This is a genomic window from Nocardioides dokdonensis FR1436, from assembly GCF_001653335.1.
Lineage (GTDB): Bacteria > Actinomycetota > Actinomycetes > Propionibacteriales > Nocardioidaceae > Nocardioides > Nocardioides dokdonensis.
Genome location: NZ_CP015079.1, coordinates 1,487,205 through 1,506,538 on the forward strand (window position 1 = coordinate 1,487,205; position 19,334 = coordinate 1,506,538).

Here is a 19,334-nt window from a genome sequence, read left to right on the forward strand (position 1 = left end):
CATCCAGGAGCCGCTGGGCACCGACCCGGCCGACGACCCGTCGGGCTCCGCCGAGCCGGGCGCCGCCGACCAGCCGCACCACCGCCTCGGGGCCACCCTGCTCATCGGCGCGTTCCTGGTGGTCAGCATCATCGTGATGGCGCTGCTGAGCTTCGTCTGGACCCCGCACGACCCGACGCTGGTGAACTCGACCGTCCGGCTGCAGACCCCGTCAGCGGACTACTGGCTCGGCACCGACAAGTTCGGCCGGGACGTCCTGAGCCGGATCCTGGTGGGCGCCCGCACCACGCTGTTCGTCGGCTTCGTCGCGGTCGGGGTCGCCGCGGTCATCGGGGTGCCGCTGGGCATCGTCGCCGGGATGGCGCCACGCTGGCTCGGCGAGCTCCTGATGCGCGCCAACGACGTGCTGCTCGCCTTCCCCGCCCTGCTGCTCGCCATCATGTTCGCCGCCGTGTACGGCGCCAGCACGCTGGTGGCGATGATCGCCATCGGCATCGCGACGATCCCCGCCTTCGCCCGGCTCGTCCGCAGCGGGACCCTGCAGGTGATGCGGACCGAGTACGTGCTCGCGGCCCGCGCGGCCGGCCGCTCGCCGTTCGCGATCGGGCTGCGCCACGTGCTCCCCAACGTCACGACCCTGATCACGATCCAGGCATCGGTCAGCTTCGCGATCGCCGTGCTGGCTGAGGCGGCGCTGTCCTTCCTCGGCTTCGGGACCCCGCCGCCGACCCCGTCGTGGGGCCGGATGCTCCAGGAGAGCCAGGAGCTGCTCTTCTCCGACCCACGCCTGGCCGTGTTCCCCGGGGTGGCGATCGCGCTCGCGGTGCTCGGCTTCAACCTGCTCGGCGACGGCCTGCGCGACCGGTTCGACCCGAAGCTGGAGGACCGATGACGAGCGCTCCCCCCACCGCCCCCGCGATCGGGCGCCCCGCCAGGGAGGACGACGTCCTCGTCGTGCGCGACCTCGCGGTCGGGGTGCACGGGCGTGACCTGGTCGAGGACGTCAGCTTCACGATCCGCCGTCGCGAGCGCGTCGGGCTGATCGGGGAGTCCGGCTCCGGGAAGTCGCTGACGGCGCTCACCCTGATGGGGCTGCTGCCCGAGGGCCTCGAGCCGAGCGGGTCGGTGCGGTTGGCGGGCCGCGACACCGATCTCGTCGGCGCCAGCGAGAAGCAGCTCTCGCGGGTGCGCGGCTGCGACATCGGCATGGTCTTCCAGGAGCCGATGACCGCGCTGAACCCGACGATGCGCGTCGGTGACCAGGTCGCCGAGGCGATGCTGGTGCACGGGACCCGCTCCGGGCGCCGGGCGGCGAGGGAGGCGTCGGTCGCGCTGCTGGCAGACGTCGGGCTGCCCGACCCGGCCGGCACGGCGCGCGCGTACCCCCACCAGCTCTCCGGCGGGCAGCGGCAGCGCGTCGTGCTCGCGATCGCGCTGGCCAACGACCCGGCGCTGCTGATCTGCGACGAACCCACCACGGCGCTCGACGTGACCGTGCAGGCGCTGGTGCTCGACCTCATCGTCCGCGGCGTGCAGGAGCGGCAGTCGGCGATGCTCTTCATCACCCACGACCTCGCGGTCGTCGCCACCGTGTGCGAGCGCGTGCTGGTGATGTACGGCGGTCGGGTGGTCGAGGCCGGTCCGGTGCAGGAGGTCTTCACCCGCCCCCGCCACCGCTACACGCAGGGGCTCGTCGCCGCCTCCGACCTGTCGATGACCGGCGAGGGACGCCTGCCGACGATCCCCGGGTCGGTGCCGCCGGCCGGCCAGTTCCCCGCGGGCTGCGTCTTCCGCAACCGGTGCTCGCACGCGAGCGACCTGTGCGCGACCCGGCCGAGCTGGACGGCGACCGGGGAGCACGGCCACGCGTGCTTCCACCCGGCGGACGCCGCGCCCGCCGACGCAACGGTGGAGGAGGCGCGATGACCGGCACGAGCACCACCCCTGCCCTCAGCCTGCGCGACGTCACCCGCGACTACCCGAGGCCGCGTCGCTCGCTGCTGCACGCGAGCCCACCCGTGCGCGCCCTGCGCGGGGTGAGCTTCGACGTGGCGCCGGGCGAGCGCTTCGGGATCGTCGGTGAGTCCGGGTGCGGCAAGTCGACGCTGCTGCGGATCCTCTCCGGGCTCGACCGGCCCACCACCGGGACGGTGAGCGTGGAGGGCCGGGAGATCTCCGGGCTGCGCGAGCGCAAGCTCGGCTTCCTCCGCGAGCGCCTGCAGCTGGTCTTCCAGGACCCGATGGGCTCGCTCGACCCCCGCATGCGGGTCGGCGAGATCATCGCCGAGCCGCTCGTGGCGCAGGGCCAGGGCAGCGGAGCCGAGCGCCGCGACCGGGTCGCCGAGCTGCTCCGGGCCGTGGGCCTGCGCGCGGACGCCGCCCGGCGCTACCCCCACCAGTTCTCCGGCGGGCAGCGCCAGCGGATCTCGATCGCCCGGGCGCTCGCGTCCGGCCCCGGCATCCTGGTCGCCGACGAGCCCGTCAGCGCGCTCGACGTCTCGGTCCGGGCCCAGGTGCTGAACCTGATCGCCGACCTCGTCGACGAGCTCGCGCTCACCCTCGTCTTCGTCTCCCACGACCTCTCGGTCGTGCGCCACGTGTGCGACCGCGTCGCGGTGATGAGCGACGGCGAGATCGTCGAGGTGGGTCCGACCGAGCAGGTCTACAACGACCCGCAGCACCCGTACACGAAGGCGCTCATCGCGGCCGTGCCCACCTTGCGCAAGGCGCTCGCCGGCGCCACCACCAGCGACCTGGTCGTGGACGAGGTCCGCGCCCTCGGAGCCGAGCACGAAGAAGGGCCGTCATGAGCACGCCACCGGTCGCCGGGGTCCGTTCCGGCGCCACGAACTCGCTGACCGACGTCATCGGCTTCCGGGTCGGCCACGCGCAGCGGATGGGTGAGGGGTGGCTCTCCGGCACCACCGTGGTGCTGGCCCCCGAGGGCGGCGCCGTCGGTGGGGTGGACGTGCGCGGCGGCGGCCCGGGCACCCGGGAGACCGATCTCCTCGACCCGCGCAACATGGTGGAGGCCGTGCACGCCGTCGTGCTCAGCGGCGGCAGCGCCTTCGGCCTCGCGGCCGCCGACGGCGTGATGCAGCGGCTGTACGACGCCGGGGTCGGGCTGCCGATCGGCGGGCCCGGCGAGGTCGTCCCGATCGTGCCGGCCGCGGTGATCTTCGACCTCGGGCGGGGCGGCGACTTCGCCGCGCGCCCGGGAGCCGAGCTGGGGGCCGCCGCCTACGACGCCGCGCTCGCCGACGGTGCCGGACCGGTGGCCGCGGGGGGCGTGGGCGCCGGGACGGGAGCCCGCGCCGGCGGGCTCAAGGGCGGGGTCGGCTCGGCGAGCGCCGTCCTGCCCGACGGCACCACCATCGCCGCGCTCGTGGTCGCCAACCCGCTGGGCTCGTGCGTCGATCCGCAGACCGGCGAGCTCTACGCCGCCCGCTTCGGGCTGGGTGCGGAGTTCTCCGCGCTGCGGGCGCCGGACGAGGCCGAGCTCCTGGAGGCCCTGCGCCGCGCCGAGACGCGGACCGCGGCGAGTGGGCAGCCGTCGACGCTGGCCACCACCATCGGCGTCGTCGCCACCGACGCCACGCTGACCAAGGCGCAGTGCGCCAAGGTCTCCGGGGTCGCGCACGACGGGATGGCCCGGGCCATCCGCCCGGTGCACACGATGTTCGACGGCGACACCGTCTTCACCCTCGCCGCCGGGGGCCGCCCGGCCCCCGACCCGGCCGCCTTCCACGCGCTGCTCGAGGCCGCCGGGGACTGCTTCACCCGCGCCGTCGGCCACGCCGTCCTCGCCGCGGAGTCGGTGGAGATGCGCGACGGGCGCTGCCGCTCCTACCGCGACGCCTTCAGCACGGCCTTCCCCCCGCCCGAGCGCGGCCACGAGAGGAGCTGACCCGATGCTGTTCACTCCCGAGTTCCCCGCGGGCCTTCCGATCGGTGACGGCTGGGTCGTCACCGGGCAGGAGCAGGACGTCCGCTTCCCCTACGACGACGCGCTGGTCGCCAAGGCGCCGGTGGGTGACGTCGCGTCGGCGCACACGGCACTCGAGGAGGCGCTCGCCGTGCGTCGCCAGGTGGGCCGGCTGCCCTCCCACGTACGACGGGCCGCCCTGCTCGGTGCCCACGACGCCCTGGCCCAGCGCCGCGACGACGTCGTGCACCTGCTGGTGCTGGAGACGGGGAAGCCCCTGGTCGACTGCGAGGTCGAGGTCGAGCGCACCCTGCTGACCCTGCGCACCGCGGCCGAGGAGGTGGCGCGGCTGCACGGCGAGACCGTGCCGCTGGACCTGCTGCCGAGCGGCGAGGGGCTGCAGGGCTTCTGGGTGCGCAAGCCGATCGGCGTGGTGGTCGGCATCGCCGGCTTCAACTACCCCCTCCTGCTGGCGACGCACAAGGTGGCTCCCGCGCTCGCGGCCGGCTGCCCGGTCGTGGTGAAGCCGGCCCCGCAGACCCCGCTCACGACCCTGTGGCTCGTCCACCTGGTCCGGGAGGCGCTGGTGGCGGCCGGTGGCCCGGCGGCTGCGGTGCAGCTGGTCACCGGAGGCCCCGACGTCGGCGCTGCGCTGACCACCGACCGCCGTCTCGGCGCCGTGTCGTTCACCGGCTCGGCCGCGGTCGGGCACCGCATCGCCCGCGACGCCGCGCCGACCAAGGTGCTGCTGGAGCTCGGGTCCAACGCCGCCCTCGTCGTCGCACCCGACGCCGACCTGGAGGCCGCCGCCGACGCGGTGGTGCGCGGCGGCTACTACGCCTCCGGGCAGGCCTGCATCAGCGTGCAGCGCGTCGTGGTCGTCGACGCCGTCCGGGAGCGCTTCCTGGACCTGCTCGCGGCCCGCATGGGCCGCGTGGTCGTCGGCGACCCCCGCTCGCCCGACACGCGGGTCTCCGCGCTCATCGACGCCGCGTCGACCCAGCGGGTGCTGACGTGGGTCGACGAGGCGCGCGACGGGGGAGCGCGGGTCGTCTCCGGAGGCGGCGCCGACGGCGGCGTGATCACCCCGACCGTGCTCGTCGACGCTCCGTCCGGGTCGGCTGTGTGGGACGAGGAGATCTTCGGCCCCGTGGTGGCGGTGCAGTCGGTGCCCGACATCGATGCGGCGTTCGCCGTCGTCAACGCCTCGCGCTACGGCCTGCACGCCAGCGTCTACACCGGCTCCCTCGACACGGCCTTCCGTGCCATCGAGGAGCTCGAGGTCGGCGGTGTCGTCGTCAACGAGGTGCCGGGCTTCCGGTCCGACGTGATGCCCTACGGCGGCGTCAAGGACTCCGGCGCGGGCCGCGAGGGCCCCCGCTTCGCCATCGAGGAGCTGACGGTGACCCGCATGGCGATCATCCGACCCACCGCGAAGAGGGGCTGACATGGCCGAGATCGACTACACGAGGCTGTTCCGGCTCGACGGTCGCACCGCCGTCGTCGTCGGCGCCGGCAGCGGCATCGGGCGCGAGAGCGCGCTGGCCCTGGCCGCCCACGGCGCGCACGTGGTGTGCGCGGACCGCGACCTCGAGGCGGCGCAGGCCACCGCTGCGACCGGGCCCGGCGGTGCCGGCTGGGGTGGCCTGTCGGCGTACGGGCTCGACGTCCTCGACGAGGCGCAGGTCCGGCGCTCCGCCGCGGACCTCGGGGATGTCGACGTCCTCGTCTTCACCGCCGCGACCAACGTGCGCAAGAAGGTCCTCGACTACTCCGGCGAGGAGTTCGACCGGGTGGTGTCGCTGAACCTGCGGGCGTCCTTCGACCTCCTGCGCGCGTTCGGGCCGGGGATGGCAGAGCGGGGCCGAGGGAGCATCATCGGCTTCAGCTCCATCCGGGCGGTCACGGTCGAGCCCGGGCAGGGCGTCTACGCGGCCACGAAGGCCGGCCTGGTCCAGCTGCTGCGCACCACGGCCGCGGAGCTCGGTCCGTCCGGCGTCCGGGTCAACGCGGTCGCGCCCGGCATCGTCGACACCCCGCTGACCGCGCAGATCAAGGGCGATCCCGAGTGGGAGCACGCCTACGCGAGCAAGAGCGCCCTGGGTCGGTGGTCGCGGCCCTCGGAGCTCGCCGGGGCGGTGGTCTACCTGGCCTCCGACGCCTCGTCGTTCGTCACCGGCACGCAGCTGTTCGTCGATGGCGGCTGGACGGCGATCGACGGCCGCTACACGCCGCCTGCCTAGACAGGCCTGAGCTCCGCGGCCCCTGCGGGTGGGTCAACGCTTCGCGGCGGCGGCCTCGATGCGGTCGAAGAGCCCCGAGCCGGCCCTCCTCGGCGGTGCGGGTGGCCAGGTCGACCGTCACGAGCGCCTCGGTGGCGCCGCAGGAGTAGGTGTCGGGGGGGGGCAGCGCGAGCCTGCCCGGCCGGTCGCGAAGGTGGACGACCGGCCGGTTCGCCTCGCGGGTGGATCAGTAGTGGGTGCCGCCGTCGACGCGCACCGAGGTGCCGGTGATGAAGGCGCCGTCGGAGCTGGCCAGCATCGCGACGACCCCGGCCACGGACTCGGGCCCGGCGAAGCCCTGCCCCAGCGCGGGCATCAGGCCGGAGAACAGGGACCAGTCGGCGTCCTCGGGGATGCCGGGGCCGACGCTCTGCTTGCTCTCGCCGACGCCGTCGGTCATCCCCGAGGAGATCGACCCGGGCTGCACCGCGGTGAAGCGCACGCCCTGCTTGCCGTACTCGGCGGCGAGCCCGTGGGTCATCGACTGGATCCCGCCCTTGCTGGCGGCGTACGCCGACATGTAGGGGTGGGCGAACTCGGCCGAGGTCGAGCTGAAGTTCACGACCGCGGGGCCCTCGCCCTCGAGCAGGGCCGGGATGGACTCGCGGATCATCAGGAACGTGCCGACGAGGTTGACCCGCAGCACCTTCTCGAAGTCGGCCAGCGAGGTCTGGTGGGTGTGCGAGGAGCGCAGGATGCCGGCGGCGTTGACCAGCACGTCGAGGCCCCCGAGGCCGGCGACGGCGCTGCGGACCCCGTCGACGACCGACTGCTCGTCACCGACGTCGATCTGCACGGTGCTCAGCCGGTCCTGGTGCTCCGCGGCCTTGGCGACGGTGTCGGCCAGGCCCTCGGGGCTGATGTCGGCGGCGACGACCTGCCCGCCCTCCTGCAGCATCCGCAAGGCGGTCGCCTGGCCGATGCCGGAGCCGGCTCCGGTCACGATCACTCGTCGGTCGGCGTAGCGGTTCATCGCGATCCTCTCGTGGGTGGCACGACGTGCCATGTGGGCAGATCGTGTCACAACGACTACCGTCATGTCATGGAGTCCCGGGCCACCACCCTCAACGCGCGCCGGCGCGCCGACACCCGGTTGTCGATCGCCCGGGCGGCCGCGGGACTGTTCGTCAACCAGGGCCTGGCCGCCACCACGGTCGAGCAGATCGCCGCCGAGGCCGGCGTGGGGCTGCGCACCTTCTACCGCTACTTCCCGAGCAAGCAGGACGCCGTGGTGCCCCTGCTCGCACAGGGGGCGGACGACTGGCACTCCCGGCTCTCCCGCCTGCCCGCCGACCGTCCCCTGCGCGAGGCCGTCGCCGAGGCCGTCGTCGAGCTGCTCGACCCGGTGGACGAACGCCGTGCCGCCGAGCTCGAGCTGGCGCGCGGGCTGGTGCGCACCGTGGCCGCCGACCGCGACCTGCAACGGGTCTGGCACGACGTGAACGGTGAGTCGCAGCGACTGCTCGTGCCGGTCCTGGCCCAGCTGGTCGACGACCCCGACCCCCTGGTGCCCCGCATGCTCGCGGCCGCCGTCACCGACGCCGTACGCATCGGGCTCGAGCTCTGGGCCGCGCTGGACGCCCCCGACGACCGGGGCCCCGCCACGCTCGCCCGGGACTGCTTCTGGGCGCTGTCGGCCTGGTACGAGCCGCGCGTCCCGGCCGCTCCGGGCGGCTGAGGCCTGCTGGGGCGAGGAGTCAGAAGGTGTCGCGCTGACCGTCGAGCCACCGCTTGGCATCGGGTACGTCGAACCACAACGAGACCACGTCGACCACCAGCAGCACCGCGAGGTACGCCGCGTAGGCGCCGCCGATCCCGTCGTGCGCTACCAGCGCGTAGAGCAGGACGCCGACGAGGGGAATCCAGAGCAGCACGTGCGGCAGCGCCATCGCCAGCGAGAACCCGCGGTCGAGCACCATCACGACGCCGTTGACCGCCAGCGCACCGACCGCGAGGCCGGCGACCAGCGGGCCCAGCGGCTGGCCGAGGACGGCCAGGGCCGCGAGGTTGACCGGCATCAGCACCACGAAGACCCACACCTGCACGCCCCGGGGCAGGCGCAGGGTGCTGGCCCAGATGTCCGAGACCACGTTCGTGCGGCTCATGGGCCTCCTCCTCGGGGTGAGCGGTTCGTCGTGTCAGCATGACCCTCGTCGAGGCCGGCCGGCCGACGACCCTCGGGCCGGGAAGGTGAAGACATGATCGACATCGTCTGGGGAGCCGGCGGCATGCTGGTGCTCCTCGCCATCGCCGTGCTCGCCTCGAGCGACCGCCGCGCCATCCGACCGCGCACCGTGGTCGGCGCGCTGCTGCTGCAGGTCGTCTTCGGCGTGGTCGTCCTCTACTGGTCCGTCGGCCAGCGCGCGCTGGAGGCGGCCTCGAGGGGCGTCCAGGCGGTCATCGACTCCTCCCGCGAGGGCATCGGCTTCCTCTTCGGGCCGGTGCTTCCCGAGGAGGGGCAGGTCTTCGCCTTCCAGGTGCTGCCGGTCATCGTCTTCTTCGCCTCGCTGACCGCTGTGCTCTACCACCTCGGCATCCTGCAGCGGGTCGTCAACGTCCTCGGCGGCGGCCTGGGCTGGCTGCTGGGCACCGAGAAGGCCGAGTCGGTCAACGCCGCCGCCAACATCTTCGTCGGGCAGACCGAGGCGCCGCTGGTGATCCGGCCGTACGTCGCCGGGTTGTCGCGCTCGGGCCTGTTCGCCGTGATGGTGGGCGGGCTCTCGACCGTGGCCGGGTCGGTCCTCGTCGGCTACTCGCTGCTCGGCGCGCGGCTCGACTACCTCATCGCGGCGAGCTTCATGGCCGCCCCCGGGGCGCTGCTGATGGCCAAGATCATCATGCCCGAGGAGCGGCTGGTGACGGCCGGCGCCGGAACCTCCGGCGCCGGGGCCACCGAGCGGGACGCCCGGGCGGTGGCCGAGCCCGACACGGACGAGTCCGGAGGTGCGGAGGAGCCCGCCGACGACGGGACGCGGGCGCGCAACGTGATCGACGCGGCCGCCAACGGGGCCGCCGACGGACTGCGCCTGGCCGCGACCATCGGCGCGATGCTGCTGGCCTTCATCTCCCTGATCGCGCTGCTCAACCTGGTCGTGGGCGGTGTGGGTGGCTGGTTCGGCGCCGGTGACCTGACGATCGAGCAGATCCTCGGCTACGTCTTCGCGCCGCTGATGGCGGCGATCGGCGTCCCGTGGGGCGAGGCGGTCGAGGCCGGCAGCTTCGTGGGGCAGAAGGTGGTGGTCAACGAGTTCGTCGCCTTCGCCAACCTCGGTGAGGTCATCGGCGGCTTCAGCGACAAGACCGCCGCCATCGTCACCTTCGCCCTCACCGGGTTCGCCAACCTCGGCTCGCTGGGCATCCTGCTCGGCGGCCTGGGCGGCATCGCGCCCGAGCGCCGTCCCGACATCGCCTCGCTCGGGCTGCGCGCGATCCTCGCAGCCACCTTGGCCAACCTGATGAGCGCCGCCATCGCGGGCGTGCTCATCGGTTGACCTCTCGGCGGTGCAGAACCGACCGGTCGGTGGTGCAGAGCTGATTGCTCGGTGGTGCAGAAGTGACCGCTCGGCGCGTGGGGGTGGGCGTCGGGGTGGGGAGTCAGGCGAAGGCGGCGACGGCTGCCTCGCAGAACGCATCGAGGTCACCGGGGTTGCGGCTGCTGACCAGGGTCCAGCCACCGCTCGGGCAGGTGTGCGCCTCCTCGTCGACCCAGGTCGCGCCCGCGTTGCGGAGGTCGGTCTGCAGGCTGGGGAAGCTGGTGAGCGTCTTGCCCTCGAGCCGACCGGTCTCGACCAGCGTCCAGGGCCCGTGGCAGATCACGGCCACGGGCTTGCCGGCGTCGATGTGCTCGGTCAGGAACGCCACCGCGTCCTCCTCGACTCGCAGCGCGTCGGCGTTCGTGGTGCCGCCGGGCAGCACGACGGCGTCGAAGGTGGCCGCGTCGGCGTCGCCCAGCGCCAGGGTGGCCTCGAACGAGCCGGCCTCGTTGACGTCGCTCTCGAAGGCCTGCACCTTGCCCGCCTGTGGGGCGATCAGCACGGCCTCGGCGCCGGCGTCCTCGATCGCCTGCCAGGGCTGGGTCAGCTCGGGCTGCTCCACGCCCGACTGGGCGACGAGGAACGCCACCCGCTTGCCGGTCAGGTCGTTGCTCACGAGGTCCTCCTGGGGGTCGGGGCCGTCGGGGCCCGCGTCGTCGTACGTCCTCCACTGCACCACCCGCTCCCGGCCCGTTCGACACCCCCAGGGGTGGGCGTGCCGGGGTAGACAGGACCCATGCAGACACGAGAGATCGGCAACGACACCGTCGGGCGCGTGCAGGTCGGTGCCATCGGGCTCGGGCTGATGACCTTCGACCAGTCCGGCGCGCAACCGCGCGAGCAGCTGCTGGACACGGTCCGCGCGGCGCTGGACGCGGGGGTGACCCTGCTCGACACCGCCGACGCCTACGGGCCCGGCGACCTCGGTGCCGACGCCCAGGGCGCCAACGAGCGGCTCGTCGCCGGTCTCCTCGACGAGCTCGGTGTCCGTGACCAGGTGCTGCTGGCCACCAAGGGCGGGCACGTGCGCGCCGGGGGCGGCGCCTGGGCGCTGGACAGCTCGCCGTCGCACCTGCGGGCGGCGGTCGACGCCAGCCTCGGACGTCTGGGTGTCGATCAGATCGCCCTGTGGCAGCACCACCGTCCGGACCCGAAGGTGCCCTACGAGGACGTCGTGGGCACCCTGCGGGAGATCGCCGAGTCCGGCAAGGTCGCCCGGGTGGGCCTCTCCAACGCCGACCCGGCCCAGATCCGGCTCGCGCACTCGGTGCTGGGTGAGTCGCTGGTGAGCGTGCAGAACCAGTTCTCGCCCGCCTTCCGCACCAGCCTCCCCGAGATCGAGGTGTGCGAGGAGCTCGGGCTCGCGTTCCTGCCCTGGAGCCCGCTCGGCGGCCTGTCGGACGCCAAGGAGCTCGCCGACAAGCACCCCGCCTTCGCCCAGGTGGCGCAGGACCGCGGCGTCAGCGCTCAACAGGTGGCGCTCGCCTGGGAACTGGCCCAGTCGCCCGTCGTCGTACCGATCCCCGGCGCGAAGCGACCGCAGTCGATCACCGACTCGGCCGCCGCCGCCGACCTCGAGCTCAGCGCCGACGAGCTGGCCGCGCTCGACGCCTCCTGAGGTCGGCCGGCCCACGGGCGTCGGCGTGCGCCCGGCGGTGAGCCGCCCCGTAGGATCCGTGGCGTGCGTGCCGTCCTGATGGAGACCTTCGGCGGCCCGTTGGAGGTCACCGAGCTGTCCGACCCGACCTGTCCCAGTGACGGGGTGGTGGTCCGGGTCGCGGCGACCGGCCTGTGCCGCAGCGACTGGCACGCCTGGCAGGGGCACGACGCCGGTGTGCTGCTGCCGCACGTGCCCGGCCACGAGCTCGCCGGCACCGTGGTCGCGATCGGTCCCGCGGTGACCTCCGTCGAGGTCGGCGACCGGGTCACCACCCCCTTCGTCCTGGCCTGCGGCGCCTGCCGCACCTGCCGTCGCGGCGACCAGCAGGTCTGCGAGCGCCAGGAGCAGCCCGGCTTCACCCGGTGGGGCTCCTTCGCCGAGCTGGTCGCGCTGCCCCGCGCCGACGTCAACCTGGTGCGGCTGCCCGACGCCGTGCCCGACGACGTCGCCGCCGGCCTCGGCTGCCGCGTGGCGACGGCGTACCGCGCGGTGGCGCAGGTCGGTGCGGTGCGTGCCGGCGAGCGGCTGGTGGTGCACGGCTGCGGCGGCGTGGGGCTGGCGGCGGTGATGGTCGGACGTGCGCTCGGCGCCGAGGTGTACGCCGTCGACCCGGCGCCCGCCTCCCGCGAGCTGGCCGCCCGGCTGGGGGCCACCACCCTCGACCCGGCGGACGGGCCGGTCGTCGACGCACTGCTCGACCTGACCGGAGGCGGCGCCGACGTCTCCCTGGACGCGTTCGGCAGCCGCGCCGTGGCCACCGCCTCGCTGCACTGCCTGCGCCCCCGGGGCCGGCACGTGCAGGTCGGTCTGCTCGGTGGCGCCGACGCGGACGCCGGCGCGTCGCTGTCGCTGGTGGTCGCGCGCGAGCTGCAGGTGCTGGGCAGCCACGGGCTCTCCGCCGCCGGCTACCCCGAGCTCCTCGACCTGGTCGCCTCCGGCGCCCTGCGCCCCGACCTGCTGCTGCGCGCCCGGGTCGGGCTGGCCGAGGGCGCGTTCCGCCTCGCCGCGCTGGGCGAACCCGGCGCCGGTGCCGGCGGCGCCACCGTGGTCCTGCCGCACAGCTGACCCGGCCCAGATATCGCGTCGACCCGGCGCAGATGTCGCGTCGACCCGGCCCAGATGTCGCGTCGACCCGGCGCAGATGTCGCGTCGACCCGGCGCATGTCCCGCCGCCGGTACGCCGGGGTGATCTGCGCCGGCTCGGAGGGACATCTGGGCCGACTGGGCGCGACATTTGGGCCGGGTCGCGGGGATGTCTGCGCCGGCTGGGCGGGATGTCTGGGCCGGGTCAGGTGGAGACGCCGCTGGGCGGGTCGAGGTGGCCGGTGCGCCACAGCCCGCCGGTGGCGGCCAGCCAGCGGTGGGCGTCGCGGCGACCCAGCGCGGCGGCCTCGTCGAAGAAGTCCGGGTCGAACAGCAGGTAGGAGAGCAGCTCGCCCTGCAACGGGCTGTCGCTGCCCATCAACCGGTGCATCACCTGCAGGTCGGGGTCGCCCAGGGTGCGGCGAAGGGTGCCGTGATTGCTGCGGAAGACCGACATCGCGAGCTGCGCGAGCTCCTCCCCGTGCTCGGGGGCCACAGCGGCGTACGGGACCACCCGCTGCGGCGCGCGACCGCGCTCGCGGCGGTGCCGGTCCAGGTGCGGCGCCAGGTCGGTGTCGCCGGCCAGCACGTTGGTCTCGGCGAACCGGCGCAGGTCGTGGCGCAGCGGGTCGTCCATCACCGCGCCCAGCAGGGTGGCGCCCCCGTCCCCGAGGTCGACCGCCTGCTGGTCCCGCTCGGGGTCCGGCTCGGCCGGCCGGAGGCTGCCGGTGCCGACGACCACGACGCGGTCGGCGCCGAGCTCGAGGGCCGGCGCGAGCGGGACCCGCCGCCGGGTAGCGCCGTCGACGTACCAGCCCGCCGCCTCCGCGGGCTCGTCGACCTGCACCGACGGGAACAGCGCCGGGATCGCGGACGAGGCCATCAGGTGCGGGACGCCGATGCGGGCGCGGACGTAGGCGCGGTGGTGCTCCCGGGGCGGGGTCGGCAGGTCGCCGTAGGCGCTCGTGGCCTCGGTGAACAGGGTGACCCGGGCCGAGCGCACCGAGGTCGCCGTCACGGCCAGCGCCTCCACCCGGCCGGCGTCGACGTTCGCGTGCAGGTCGTTCCACCCGATCGCCCGCGCGAGCGTCGCGGCCAGCGGTGCGGTGCCGAAGAGCCCGCGGAGCCGGAAGCCGGTCACCCCGAGCGTCTCGGAGGCGTAGCGTGCCGCGACCACGGGCGCCTGGCGCCACAGCGGCCGCATCACGTGCTTCTTGGTCGCCTGGCCCAGCACGTCCTCCAGTCGCTGGACCTGCTCCTCGGGATCGAGGTGGGCGGTGGCGCCCAGGGCTGCGGTCAGCAACGCACCGGCGCTGGTGCCGACCAGCACGGTGGGGCGGTGACCGTCCGCGGCGAGCGCGGGCAGCAGCACCCCCAGGGCGCCGACCTGGTACGCCGAGCGCGCACCGCCGGCGTCGAGGACCAGGCAGGTGCGGGGCGAGGACTCCGAGGTGACGGCCATCCACCCGAGCCTAGGCGATCTGGGTGCGGCCCCCGGGCAGCCGGCGCGCGGCCGAGAGCCGGGCGGCGGCCCCGGAGCGGGTGCCGGCCTCCCAGGCGGCCACCCCGCCGTCGAGCCCGGTGCGCCGGCGCCCCGCCTGCCACGAGCCGCGGGCCTGGGAGGTGCGGCTGTAGTAGCCGGCGACCTCCTTCTCCTTCTCGGCCAGCACCAGGGCGGTCGAGGTGCCCTGCTCGGGCTCGGCGTGCTCGAGCCGTTCGCGCTCGGCCCGCTCCTCGGCCTCCTTGCGCGCCGTCCACAGCCGGGTCGAGACCTGGTCGATGAACGCCTCGTAGAACGCCAGCCGCGCGGTCTTCTTGTGGGGCGGGCCGAAGGTGCGGGTGCGCGGGTCCCACACGGCCCCCTCGACGAGGTGGGCGTCGCTGGCCAGGAAGACCGACGCGTCGTGGACCATCTGCAGCGCCAGGTGGACGTAGAGCGCCTCGACGACCTCGAGGTCGGCGGCGAAGCCGTAGGCGTAGACGGTGGTGGAGTCGCGGGCGATGTCGGTGCGCACGTCGTTGGGCCGCGCACAGGCCAGGAACAGCGAGACCAGCCGGGAGTTGCCCATCGCCCGGTGCTCGCCGATCGTGATCGTGCGCTGCACCGGCTCGGGGCGCTGCTCCTGGCGCGCGGTGTGCTGCCGGGCGCTGGCCAGGTCGATCGACCACCGCGTGGACAGGTACTGGGCCTTGGCCAGGAACGCGTCGGCCTCCTCGGGTGTCGAGGCGGCCTCGGCCTGGGCGAGGACCTTCGAGAGCTTGTCGAGGAAGGCGCTCACAGCGGTGCTCCTGTCGTCACGCCGCGCTCGGCCAGGGCCACGCGCAGCAGGTGGGCGGCCTCGGGGCCGATGACGTGCTCGTAGAGGTGCAGCAGGTGGGCCAGGAACGCGGGTCCGTGGGGTGGCCGGTCGGGGCACAGGTGGTGGGCGAGCTCGTGCAGCACCGTGGTCTCGGTCAGGGCCCAGGCGCCCCCGGCGCGGTACGGCGGCACCGCGATCGTGGGCCCGGCCTCACCGGCCGGCTCGTAGTGGGCGGCCCGGGCGCCGCGGCGCTCGCGCACCGCGACCGGGATCCCGGCCCGGGGCAGGGCGGCGACCGGGGCGAAGGCCAGCACCCGGTCGAGGTAGGCGGGCACGTCGGCGACGTCGCCGAACCTGCGCAGCCCCGGCAGCACCAGGGTCGAGCCGTAGTGCTCGATCGTGCCGCCGCGCTCCAGCACGCGCCCGACGACGTCCTCGGCGTCGTACACGGCGCTGCGCCGGGTGTCGCGCGGTGGGCTGGTGGCGGTCACGGGCTGCTCCTCCGGGGGCGTGGGGATCTCGGGCGGTCGGGGTGGCGAGGCTCATTCCTACCTGGTCGTGCCGACACCACGGGCGTCTCCTCCACAGGCGGTGCCCGGCGGGGTGGGGTCGCCCCGTCATGATGGGGGGGTGCGCTTCACCGAGAACGAGATGACCCAGGCGATGGCGGGGGCGGCCAAGTCCGTGCTCGCGACCCGCAAGGACGTGCGCAAGAAGCAGCTCGACGTCGACCAGGTGTGGGAGCAGATGACCCGCTACGAGCGCTTCCAGGTGCTCGACGCGCTGGGCGACCAGGTGCTGCCGGTGCTGGTGGCGCTGCCCGACGTCGAGGTCGAGTCCGGCACCCGGCCCACGTTCACCGACGAGCAGGTCCGCGAGACCGTCGAGGCCACCATCGCCTCCGACGTCGGTCGGCTGCAGCGCGCGGTCCTGCAGCGCACCCGCGTCGCGCTCGTGCAGGCCGCGCTGGCCGCGGTGCCCCCGCGCCAGGACCCCGACGCGCTGATCGTGCCCGACCACCTGTGAGCCCGCGCCGATGAGCCCCTCACCGACGAGCCACGCGCCGACGAGCCCTGCAGCGGGCCCGGACGAGGCGGTCGACCCGGTCTCGGCGATGTTCGCGAGCCGGTCCGTGGCCGAGCACGTCGTGCGCGGGGTGCTCGGGCTGGTCCTGGTGGTCGTCTCGCTGGCCCACGCCCGCGAGCAGCCGTGGGCGATGCTCGGCCTCGTGCCGGCGGTGCTCCTGTGGCGCGGCTGCCCCACCTGTTGGTTGATGGGGCTCGGCGCCACGCTCGCGGGTCGCCCCCGCACCTGTCCCGCGCCCACGGCGCGCTGAGGCCCCGGCAGGCTCAGGCGGGGTCGGTGGGTGCGCCGGCCTGCACGTCGCCGGCGTGCGAGGTGCCGCCCCGGACCCCCAGCGACCGGGCGATGGCCTCGTCGAGGCCGGTGAAGGTGTGGCCCGGCACCAGGTCGCGGCGTACGTCGTCCTCCTCGCAGACCATGTCGTGCGAGAGGCTCTCGGCGAGCGCCTTGACGGTGCCGCGCGGCATTCCGGTCAGCAGCGCGCTGGCCCGGCCCACGAGCCACATCGGGACCCCCGGCACCACCGGCCGCCGCCGCCGCAGCCCGGCCACCTCGGCGTAGCGGGCCAGGAGCTGGGGGTAGGTCAGCACCTCGTCGGCGCCCAGGTCGTAGTGCCGGTTGCGGGGCTCGCCCCCGATCGCGGCGAGCAGCACGTGGACGACGTCCTCGACGGCGACGGGCTGCAGCCGCCGGTTCATCCAGCGCGGCACCGGGGTGATCGGGAGCCGGTCGCTGAGGCGGCGCAGCAGCTCGAACGAGGTCGATCCGGCGCCCACGATCATCGCGGCACGCAGGACCGTGGCCGGGACCGGTGCGTCGAGGAAGACCTGCTCCACCTCGGCGCGGGAGCGCAGGTGGTCGGACAGCTTACCCGGCGGGACCAGGCCCGAGAGGTAGACGATGCGGCCCACGCCCGCGTCGTCGCTGGCGCGGGCCACCAGCTCGGCGGCCTCGCGGTCCTTGCGCACGAAGTCGCCGTCGCCCATCGAGTGGACCAGGTAGACGACCGCGTCGACGCCTCGGACGGCGGCCGCGACGAGCTCCTCGTCGGTGATGTCGAACTGCCGGGCCTCGACCTCGTCACCCCATGGGTAGCCGTCGAGCGCCTCCTCGTCGCGGGTGGCGGCGAGCACCTCGTGCCCGGCCTCGAGGAGGGCGGGGATCAGCCGGGAGCCGACGTACCCGGTGGCTCCGGTGACCAGGACCCGGCTCACGACCGGACCGCCGAGCGGGCCGCGGGCAGCGCGGAGGGGTGGACGAGGGGGGTGAGGCGCGGGAAGAGGGGCACCTTCGGAACCTAGCCCTCCCGGCCGGGGCGCGCGTCACCCCCGCGAGCGTGGCGGCGAGCACACGCGCGGGTGGTGTCCGGGCCGGGAGCGCCTGCCTACCGTGGAGAAACCGATTCCCACGAGCCCCGGGAGCCGAGCACCCGGTCCCGGGCGGACCGCCGCGTGCCGGCGCCGGACCGACCAGAGGACCTCCCGTGAACCTGCTCGACCCCTTCGGACTGCTCACGAGCGTGCTGCCCGTGCCGCCGGTCCCGACCACCGATCCCTCGGTGGTCGTCGTCACCGGCGCCACGAGCGGGATCGGGGAGGCGACCGCGCTGCGGGCCGCCGCGGCCGGGCACCACCTCGTGCTGGTGGCGCGGCGCGAGCCCGAGCTCGAGAAGACGGCGAGCGCCTGCGACGACGAGGGGGCCGCCTCCACGCTGGTGGTGCCCACCGACCTCGCCGACGACGCCGCCGTGGCCGCCATGGTGGCGCAGGTGGTGGAGCGGCACGACCGCATCGACGCCGTCCTGCACTGTGCCGGCGTGGTGTCCTACGGCCGCACCGAGGACACCACGGCCGAGGACTTCGCCGACGTCGTGACCACCAACCTGCTCGGCACCGCGTGCGTGGCCCGGCACGTGCTGCCGGTGCTGCGCCGCCAGCGCCGCGGCGACCTGGTCGTGGTCGGGTCGCTGCTCGGCTACATCGCGGTGCCCGAGATGACGCCGTACGTCGTCAGCAAGTGGGGGGTGCGCGCGCTCGTGCGCCAGCTGCGCATCGAGAACGTCGACCTGCCCGACGTGCGGATCAGCCACGTCTCGCCGGGCAGCGTGGACACCCCCATCTACGACAACGCCCTCGACTCGGCCGGCGCGGTCAACACCCCGCCGCCGCCGTCGATCAGCCCCGAGCGGGTGGCCCGCGTGGTCCTCGCCCAGGTCGGTTCACGTCGGGCCGGGCGCCAGACGGCGCTGAGCAACTACGCGCTCCTCGCCGCCTTCAACCTGGCCCCGGCCGCGGTGTACGACCGCGTGGTCGGGCCGCTGTTCCACGTGGCGTCGCGGCGGCTGCGCCCCGACGCCACCGCGGAGGCCGGGGCGAGCGACCGCGAGGGCGCTGCATGAGCCGGGTGGTGATGGTCGTCGGGGGCACCTCCGGGATCGGCCTGGCCACCGCCGAGCAGCTGGTGCAGGCCGGGGACCACGTCGTGGTCGTCGCCCGCGACGAGCAGCGGGTGCGCGACGTGGCCGCCGCACTCGCGGGTCGCGCCGGGCCCGCCAGCGCGAGCGGGGTCGTCGCCGACGTCACCGACGAGGCGTCCGTGCGGGCGGCGGTCACGACCTGCCTGGCCGAGCAGGGCCGCCTCGACGCCGTGGTCCTGACGGCGCAGGTGATGGCCTACGGCACGGTCGAGGAGGTGCCGGCCGACGTCTTCGGCCACGTCATCGACACGGGGCTGCGCGGCACCGTCCACGTCGCGCAGGCGGTGCTGCCGCACTTCCGTGAGCACGGCGGCGCGCTGGTGGTGGTCAGCTCGCTGCTGGCGCAGATCGCGGTGCCGTCGATGAGCAGCTACTGCACCGCCAAGTGGGGCCAGCTCGGGCTGGTGCGCTCCCTGCAGAACGAGCTCCGTGGCGTCCCCGGGGTCAGCGTCTCCCTGGTGCTGCCGGGCGCCGTCGACACCCCCGTCTACGAGCAGTCCGCGTCGTACGCCGGCCGCGCCGGGCACGCCCCGCCCCCCGTCGTCGGCCCCGACCGGGTCGCGCGCGCCTGCGTGCGCGCCATCGACCACCCCCGCCGTCAGGTCCACGTGGGCCCGGGCAACCGGCTCACGTTGCTCGGCTTCCGGGTGCTGCCCGGTGTCTACGACCGGCTGGCCCCGGTGCTGGTGGACCGCGTCGCCCTGCGTGGCCCCCGGGTCGAGCCGCACCCCGGCAACGTGTGGCGCGCCCGTCCCGAGAAGGAGGCGGTGCGCGGTGGCTGGTCGTTCCTCGGCCGCCGCGGGAGGTAGGTCGAGCGCCCGAGCGCGTCGTTGGTCGAGCAGCGAGGGCCGCAGGCTCGAGCGCCCGTCGAGGCACCGTGACTGAGTGGGGTACGGCGAGCGCGCACGGCACCGGGTCTCGACTGCGTTCGTCGCTGGCGCTCCTCACTGCTCGACCAACGTCAGGTCGTTGGTCGAGCAGCGAGGGCCGCA

Annotated in this window: 21 protein-coding genes; 14 read left to right on the top strand and 7 right to left on the bottom strand. The window is 74.7% G+C overall.

Going from position 1 to position 19,334, the window contains the following annotated elements; genetic code table 11:
• Positions 1 to 136: 136 nt before the first annotated feature.
• From I601_RS07065 to I601_RS07090, 6 genes are read left to right on the top strand one after another with little or no spacing between them, the layout of a single operon-like run.
• A complete protein-coding gene (locus tag I601_RS07065) occupies positions 137 to 892 on the top strand; it encodes an ABC transporter permease (protein ID WP_237089614.1) in 756 nt (251 codons plus the stop codon).
• Positions 889 to 1,926 (top strand): ABC transporter ATP-binding protein, encoded by a 1,038-nt coding sequence (locus I601_RS07070; RefSeq protein ID WP_068107740.1) that lies wholly within the window; start codon positions 889 to 891, stop codon positions 1,924 to 1,926. Before I601_RS07065 ends, I601_RS07070 begins: the two co-directional genes overlap by 4 nt.
• Positions 1,923 to 2,810 carry an ATP-binding cassette domain-containing protein gene (locus I601_RS07075; protein ID WP_068107742.1) on the top strand — a complete coding sequence of 296 codons (888 nt, stop codon included), beginning with the start codon at positions 1,923 to 1,925 and terminating at the stop codon, positions 2,808 to 2,810. Before I601_RS07070 ends, I601_RS07075 begins: the two co-directional genes overlap by 4 nt.
• Entirely contained in the window at positions 2,807 to 3,907 is a 1,101-nt protein-coding gene (locus I601_RS07080) for a P1 family peptidase (protein ID WP_068107745.1), read from the top strand. The genes I601_RS07075 and I601_RS07080 overlap by 4 nt, the downstream gene beginning before the upstream one ends.
• A gap of 4 nt (positions 3,908 to 3,911) precedes the next feature.
• On the top strand, positions 3,912 to 5,372 hold the full coding sequence (locus I601_RS07085; protein WP_179948560.1) for an aldehyde dehydrogenase family protein: 1,461 nt from the start codon (positions 3,912 to 3,914) through the stop codon (positions 5,370 to 5,372).
• A gap of 1 nt (position 5,373) precedes the next feature.
• On the top strand, positions 5,374 to 6,168 hold the full coding sequence (locus I601_RS07090; RefSeq protein WP_179948561.1) for an SDR family NAD(P)-dependent oxidoreductase: 795 nt from the start codon (positions 5,374 to 5,376) through the stop codon (positions 6,166 to 6,168).
• A gap of 226 nt (positions 6,169 to 6,394) precedes the next feature.
• On the opposite strand, the gene I601_RS07095 is transcribed toward I601_RS07090, so the two are convergent.
• Positions 6,395 to 7,213, bottom strand: a complete 819-nt coding sequence (locus I601_RS07095) for an SDR family NAD(P)-dependent oxidoreductase (protein WP_218917766.1) — start codon at positions 7,211 to 7,213, stop codon at positions 6,395 to 6,397.
• 36 nt (positions 7,214 to 7,249) lie between these two features.
• On the opposite strand from I601_RS07095, the gene I601_RS07100 reads away from it, so the two are divergent.
• Positions 7,250 to 7,885 (top strand): TetR/AcrR family transcriptional regulator, encoded by a 636-nt coding sequence (locus tag I601_RS07100; protein ID WP_068107747.1) that lies wholly within the window; start codon positions 7,250 to 7,252, stop codon positions 7,883 to 7,885.
• A 19-nt stretch (positions 7,886 to 7,904) separates the two neighbouring features.
• On the opposite strand, the gene I601_RS07105 is transcribed toward I601_RS07100, so the two are convergent.
• A complete protein-coding gene (locus tag I601_RS07105) occupies positions 7,905 to 8,312 on the bottom strand; it encodes a hypothetical protein (protein WP_218917767.1) in 408 nt (135 codons plus the stop codon).
• A 93-nt stretch (positions 8,313 to 8,405) separates the two neighbouring features.
• On the opposite strand from I601_RS07105, the gene I601_RS07110 reads away from it, so the two are divergent.
• Entirely contained in the window at positions 8,406 to 9,698 is a 1,293-nt protein-coding gene (locus I601_RS07110; protein WP_068107749.1) for a NupC/NupG family nucleoside CNT transporter, read from the top strand.
• A 103-nt stretch (positions 9,699 to 9,801) separates the two neighbouring features.
• Here the strand turns inward: I601_RS07110 and I601_RS07115 are convergent, their stop codons facing one another.
• Positions 9,802 to 10,416 carry a type 1 glutamine amidotransferase domain-containing protein gene (locus I601_RS07115; protein ID WP_237089577.1) on the bottom strand — a complete coding sequence of 205 codons (615 nt, stop codon included), beginning with the start codon at positions 10,414 to 10,416 and terminating at the stop codon, positions 9,802 to 9,804.
• A gap of 60 nt (positions 10,417 to 10,476) precedes the next feature.
• Here I601_RS07115 and I601_RS07120 point away from each other — a divergent pair, with 60 nt between their 5' ends.
• Entirely contained in the window at positions 10,477 to 11,358 is an 882-nt protein-coding gene (locus I601_RS07120) for an aldo/keto reductase (RefSeq protein ID WP_068107751.1), read from the top strand.
• Between the two features lie 63 nt (positions 11,359 to 11,421).
• Entirely contained in the window at positions 11,422 to 12,465 is a 1,044-nt protein-coding gene (locus I601_RS07125) for an alcohol dehydrogenase catalytic domain-containing protein (RefSeq protein ID WP_068107753.1), read from the top strand.
• Between the two features lie 223 nt (positions 12,466 to 12,688).
• On the opposite strand, the gene I601_RS07130 is transcribed toward I601_RS07125, so the two are convergent.
• Genes I601_RS07130 through I601_RS07140 form a run of 3 tightly spaced genes read right to left on the bottom strand, consistent with a single transcriptional unit; the run spans position 12,689 to position 15,274 of the window.
• Positions 12,689 to 13,945: a patatin-like phospholipase family protein gene (locus I601_RS07130; RefSeq protein WP_068107755.1), complete on the bottom strand. Its 1,257-nt coding sequence runs from the start codon at positions 13,943 to 13,945 to the stop codon at positions 12,689 to 12,691.
• 10 nt (positions 13,946 to 13,955) lie between these two features.
• Positions 13,956 to 14,762 (bottom strand): DUF2786 domain-containing protein, encoded by an 807-nt coding sequence (locus I601_RS07135; RefSeq protein WP_068107757.1) that lies wholly within the window; start codon positions 14,760 to 14,762, stop codon positions 13,956 to 13,958.
• On the bottom strand, positions 14,759 to 15,274 hold the full coding sequence (locus tag I601_RS07140; protein ID WP_068107759.1) for a TIGR04338 family metallohydrolase: 516 nt from the start codon (positions 15,272 to 15,274) through the stop codon (positions 14,759 to 14,761). The genes I601_RS07135 and I601_RS07140 overlap by 4 nt, the downstream gene beginning before the upstream one ends.
• Before the next feature lie 139 nt (positions 15,275 to 15,413).
• Here I601_RS07140 and I601_RS07145 point away from each other — a divergent pair, with 139 nt between their 5' ends.
• Positions 15,414 to 15,809, top strand: a complete 396-nt coding sequence (locus tag I601_RS07145; RefSeq protein WP_068107761.1) for a hypothetical protein — start codon at positions 15,414 to 15,416, stop codon at positions 15,807 to 15,809.
• A gap of 10 nt (positions 15,810 to 15,819) precedes the next feature.
• Positions 15,820 to 16,119 (top strand): hypothetical protein, encoded by a 300-nt coding sequence (locus I601_RS07150; RefSeq protein WP_157519947.1) that lies wholly within the window; start codon positions 15,820 to 15,822, stop codon positions 16,117 to 16,119.
• Positions 16,120 to 16,132: 13 nt separating this feature from the next.
• On the opposite strand, the gene I601_RS07155 is transcribed toward I601_RS07150, so the two are convergent.
• A complete protein-coding gene (locus I601_RS07155) occupies positions 16,133 to 17,080 on the bottom strand; it encodes an NAD(P)H-binding protein (protein ID WP_068107766.1) in 948 nt (315 codons plus the stop codon).
• A 269-nt stretch (positions 17,081 to 17,349) separates the two neighbouring features.
• Here I601_RS07155 and I601_RS07160 point away from each other — a divergent pair, with 269 nt between their 5' ends.
• Together I601_RS07160 and I601_RS07165 are read left to right on the top strand one after the other, a co-directional pair.
• Entirely contained in the window at positions 17,350 to 18,264 is a 915-nt protein-coding gene (locus I601_RS07160) for an SDR family NAD(P)-dependent oxidoreductase (RefSeq protein ID WP_068107768.1), read from the top strand.
• Complete coding sequence (locus I601_RS07165) at positions 18,261 to 19,151, top strand: SDR family NAD(P)-dependent oxidoreductase (RefSeq protein WP_068107769.1); 891 nt, start codon at positions 18,261 to 18,263, stop codon at positions 19,149 to 19,151. The genes I601_RS07160 and I601_RS07165 overlap by 4 nt, the downstream gene beginning before the upstream one ends.
• The last annotated feature ends 183 nt before the right edge of the window (positions 19,152 to 19,334 follow it).

What these genes read in the sequence shown, in the direction of transcription:
- I601_RS07065 (WP_237089614.1), top strand. Translation starts at nt 137, where the DNA reads ATGGCGCTGCTGAGCTTCGTCTGGACCCCGCACGACCCGACGCTGGTG.
- I601_RS07070 (WP_068107740.1), top strand. Translation starts at nt 889, where the DNA reads ATGACGAGCGCTCCCCCCACCGCCCCCGCGATCGGGCGCCCCGCCAGG.
- I601_RS07075 (WP_068107742.1), top strand. Translation starts at nt 1,923, where the DNA reads ATGACCGGCACGAGCACCACCCCTGCCCTCAGCCTGCGCGACGTCACC.
- I601_RS07080 (WP_068107745.1), top strand. Translation starts at nt 2,807, where the DNA reads ATGAGCACGCCACCGGTCGCCGGGGTCCGTTCCGGCGCCACGAACTCG.
- I601_RS07085 (WP_179948560.1), top strand. Translation starts at nt 3,912, where the DNA reads ATGCTGTTCACTCCCGAGTTCCCCGCGGGCCTTCCGATCGGTGACGGC.
- I601_RS07090 (WP_179948561.1), top strand. Translation starts at nt 5,374, where the DNA reads ATGGCCGAGATCGACTACACGAGGCTGTTCCGGCTCGACGGTCGCACC.
- I601_RS07095 (WP_218917766.1), bottom strand. Translation starts at nt 7,213, where the DNA reads ATGGCACGTCGTGCCACCCACGAGAGGATCGCGATGAACCGCTACGCC.
- I601_RS07100 (WP_068107747.1), top strand. Translation starts at nt 7,250, where the DNA reads ATGGAGTCCCGGGCCACCACCCTCAACGCGCGCCGGCGCGCCGACACC.
- I601_RS07105 (WP_218917767.1), bottom strand. Translation starts at nt 8,312, where the DNA reads ATGAGCCGCACGAACGTGGTCTCGGACATCTGGGCCAGCACCCTGCGC.
- I601_RS07110 (WP_068107749.1), top strand. Translation starts at nt 8,406, where the DNA reads ATGATCGACATCGTCTGGGGAGCCGGCGGCATGCTGGTGCTCCTCGCC.
- I601_RS07120 (WP_068107751.1), top strand. Translation starts at nt 10,477, where the DNA reads ATGCAGACACGAGAGATCGGCAACGACACCGTCGGGCGCGTGCAGGTC.
- I601_RS07130 (WP_068107755.1), bottom strand. Translation starts at nt 13,945, where the DNA reads ATGGCCGTCACCTCGGAGTCCTCGCCCCGCACCTGCCTGGTCCTCGAC.
- I601_RS07150 (WP_157519947.1), top strand. Translation starts at nt 15,820, where the DNA reads ATGAGCCCCTCACCGACGAGCCACGCGCCGACGAGCCCTGCAGCGGGC.
- I601_RS07165 (WP_068107769.1), top strand. Translation starts at nt 18,261, where the DNA reads ATGAGCCGGGTGGTGATGGTCGTCGGGGGCACCTCCGGGATCGGCCTG.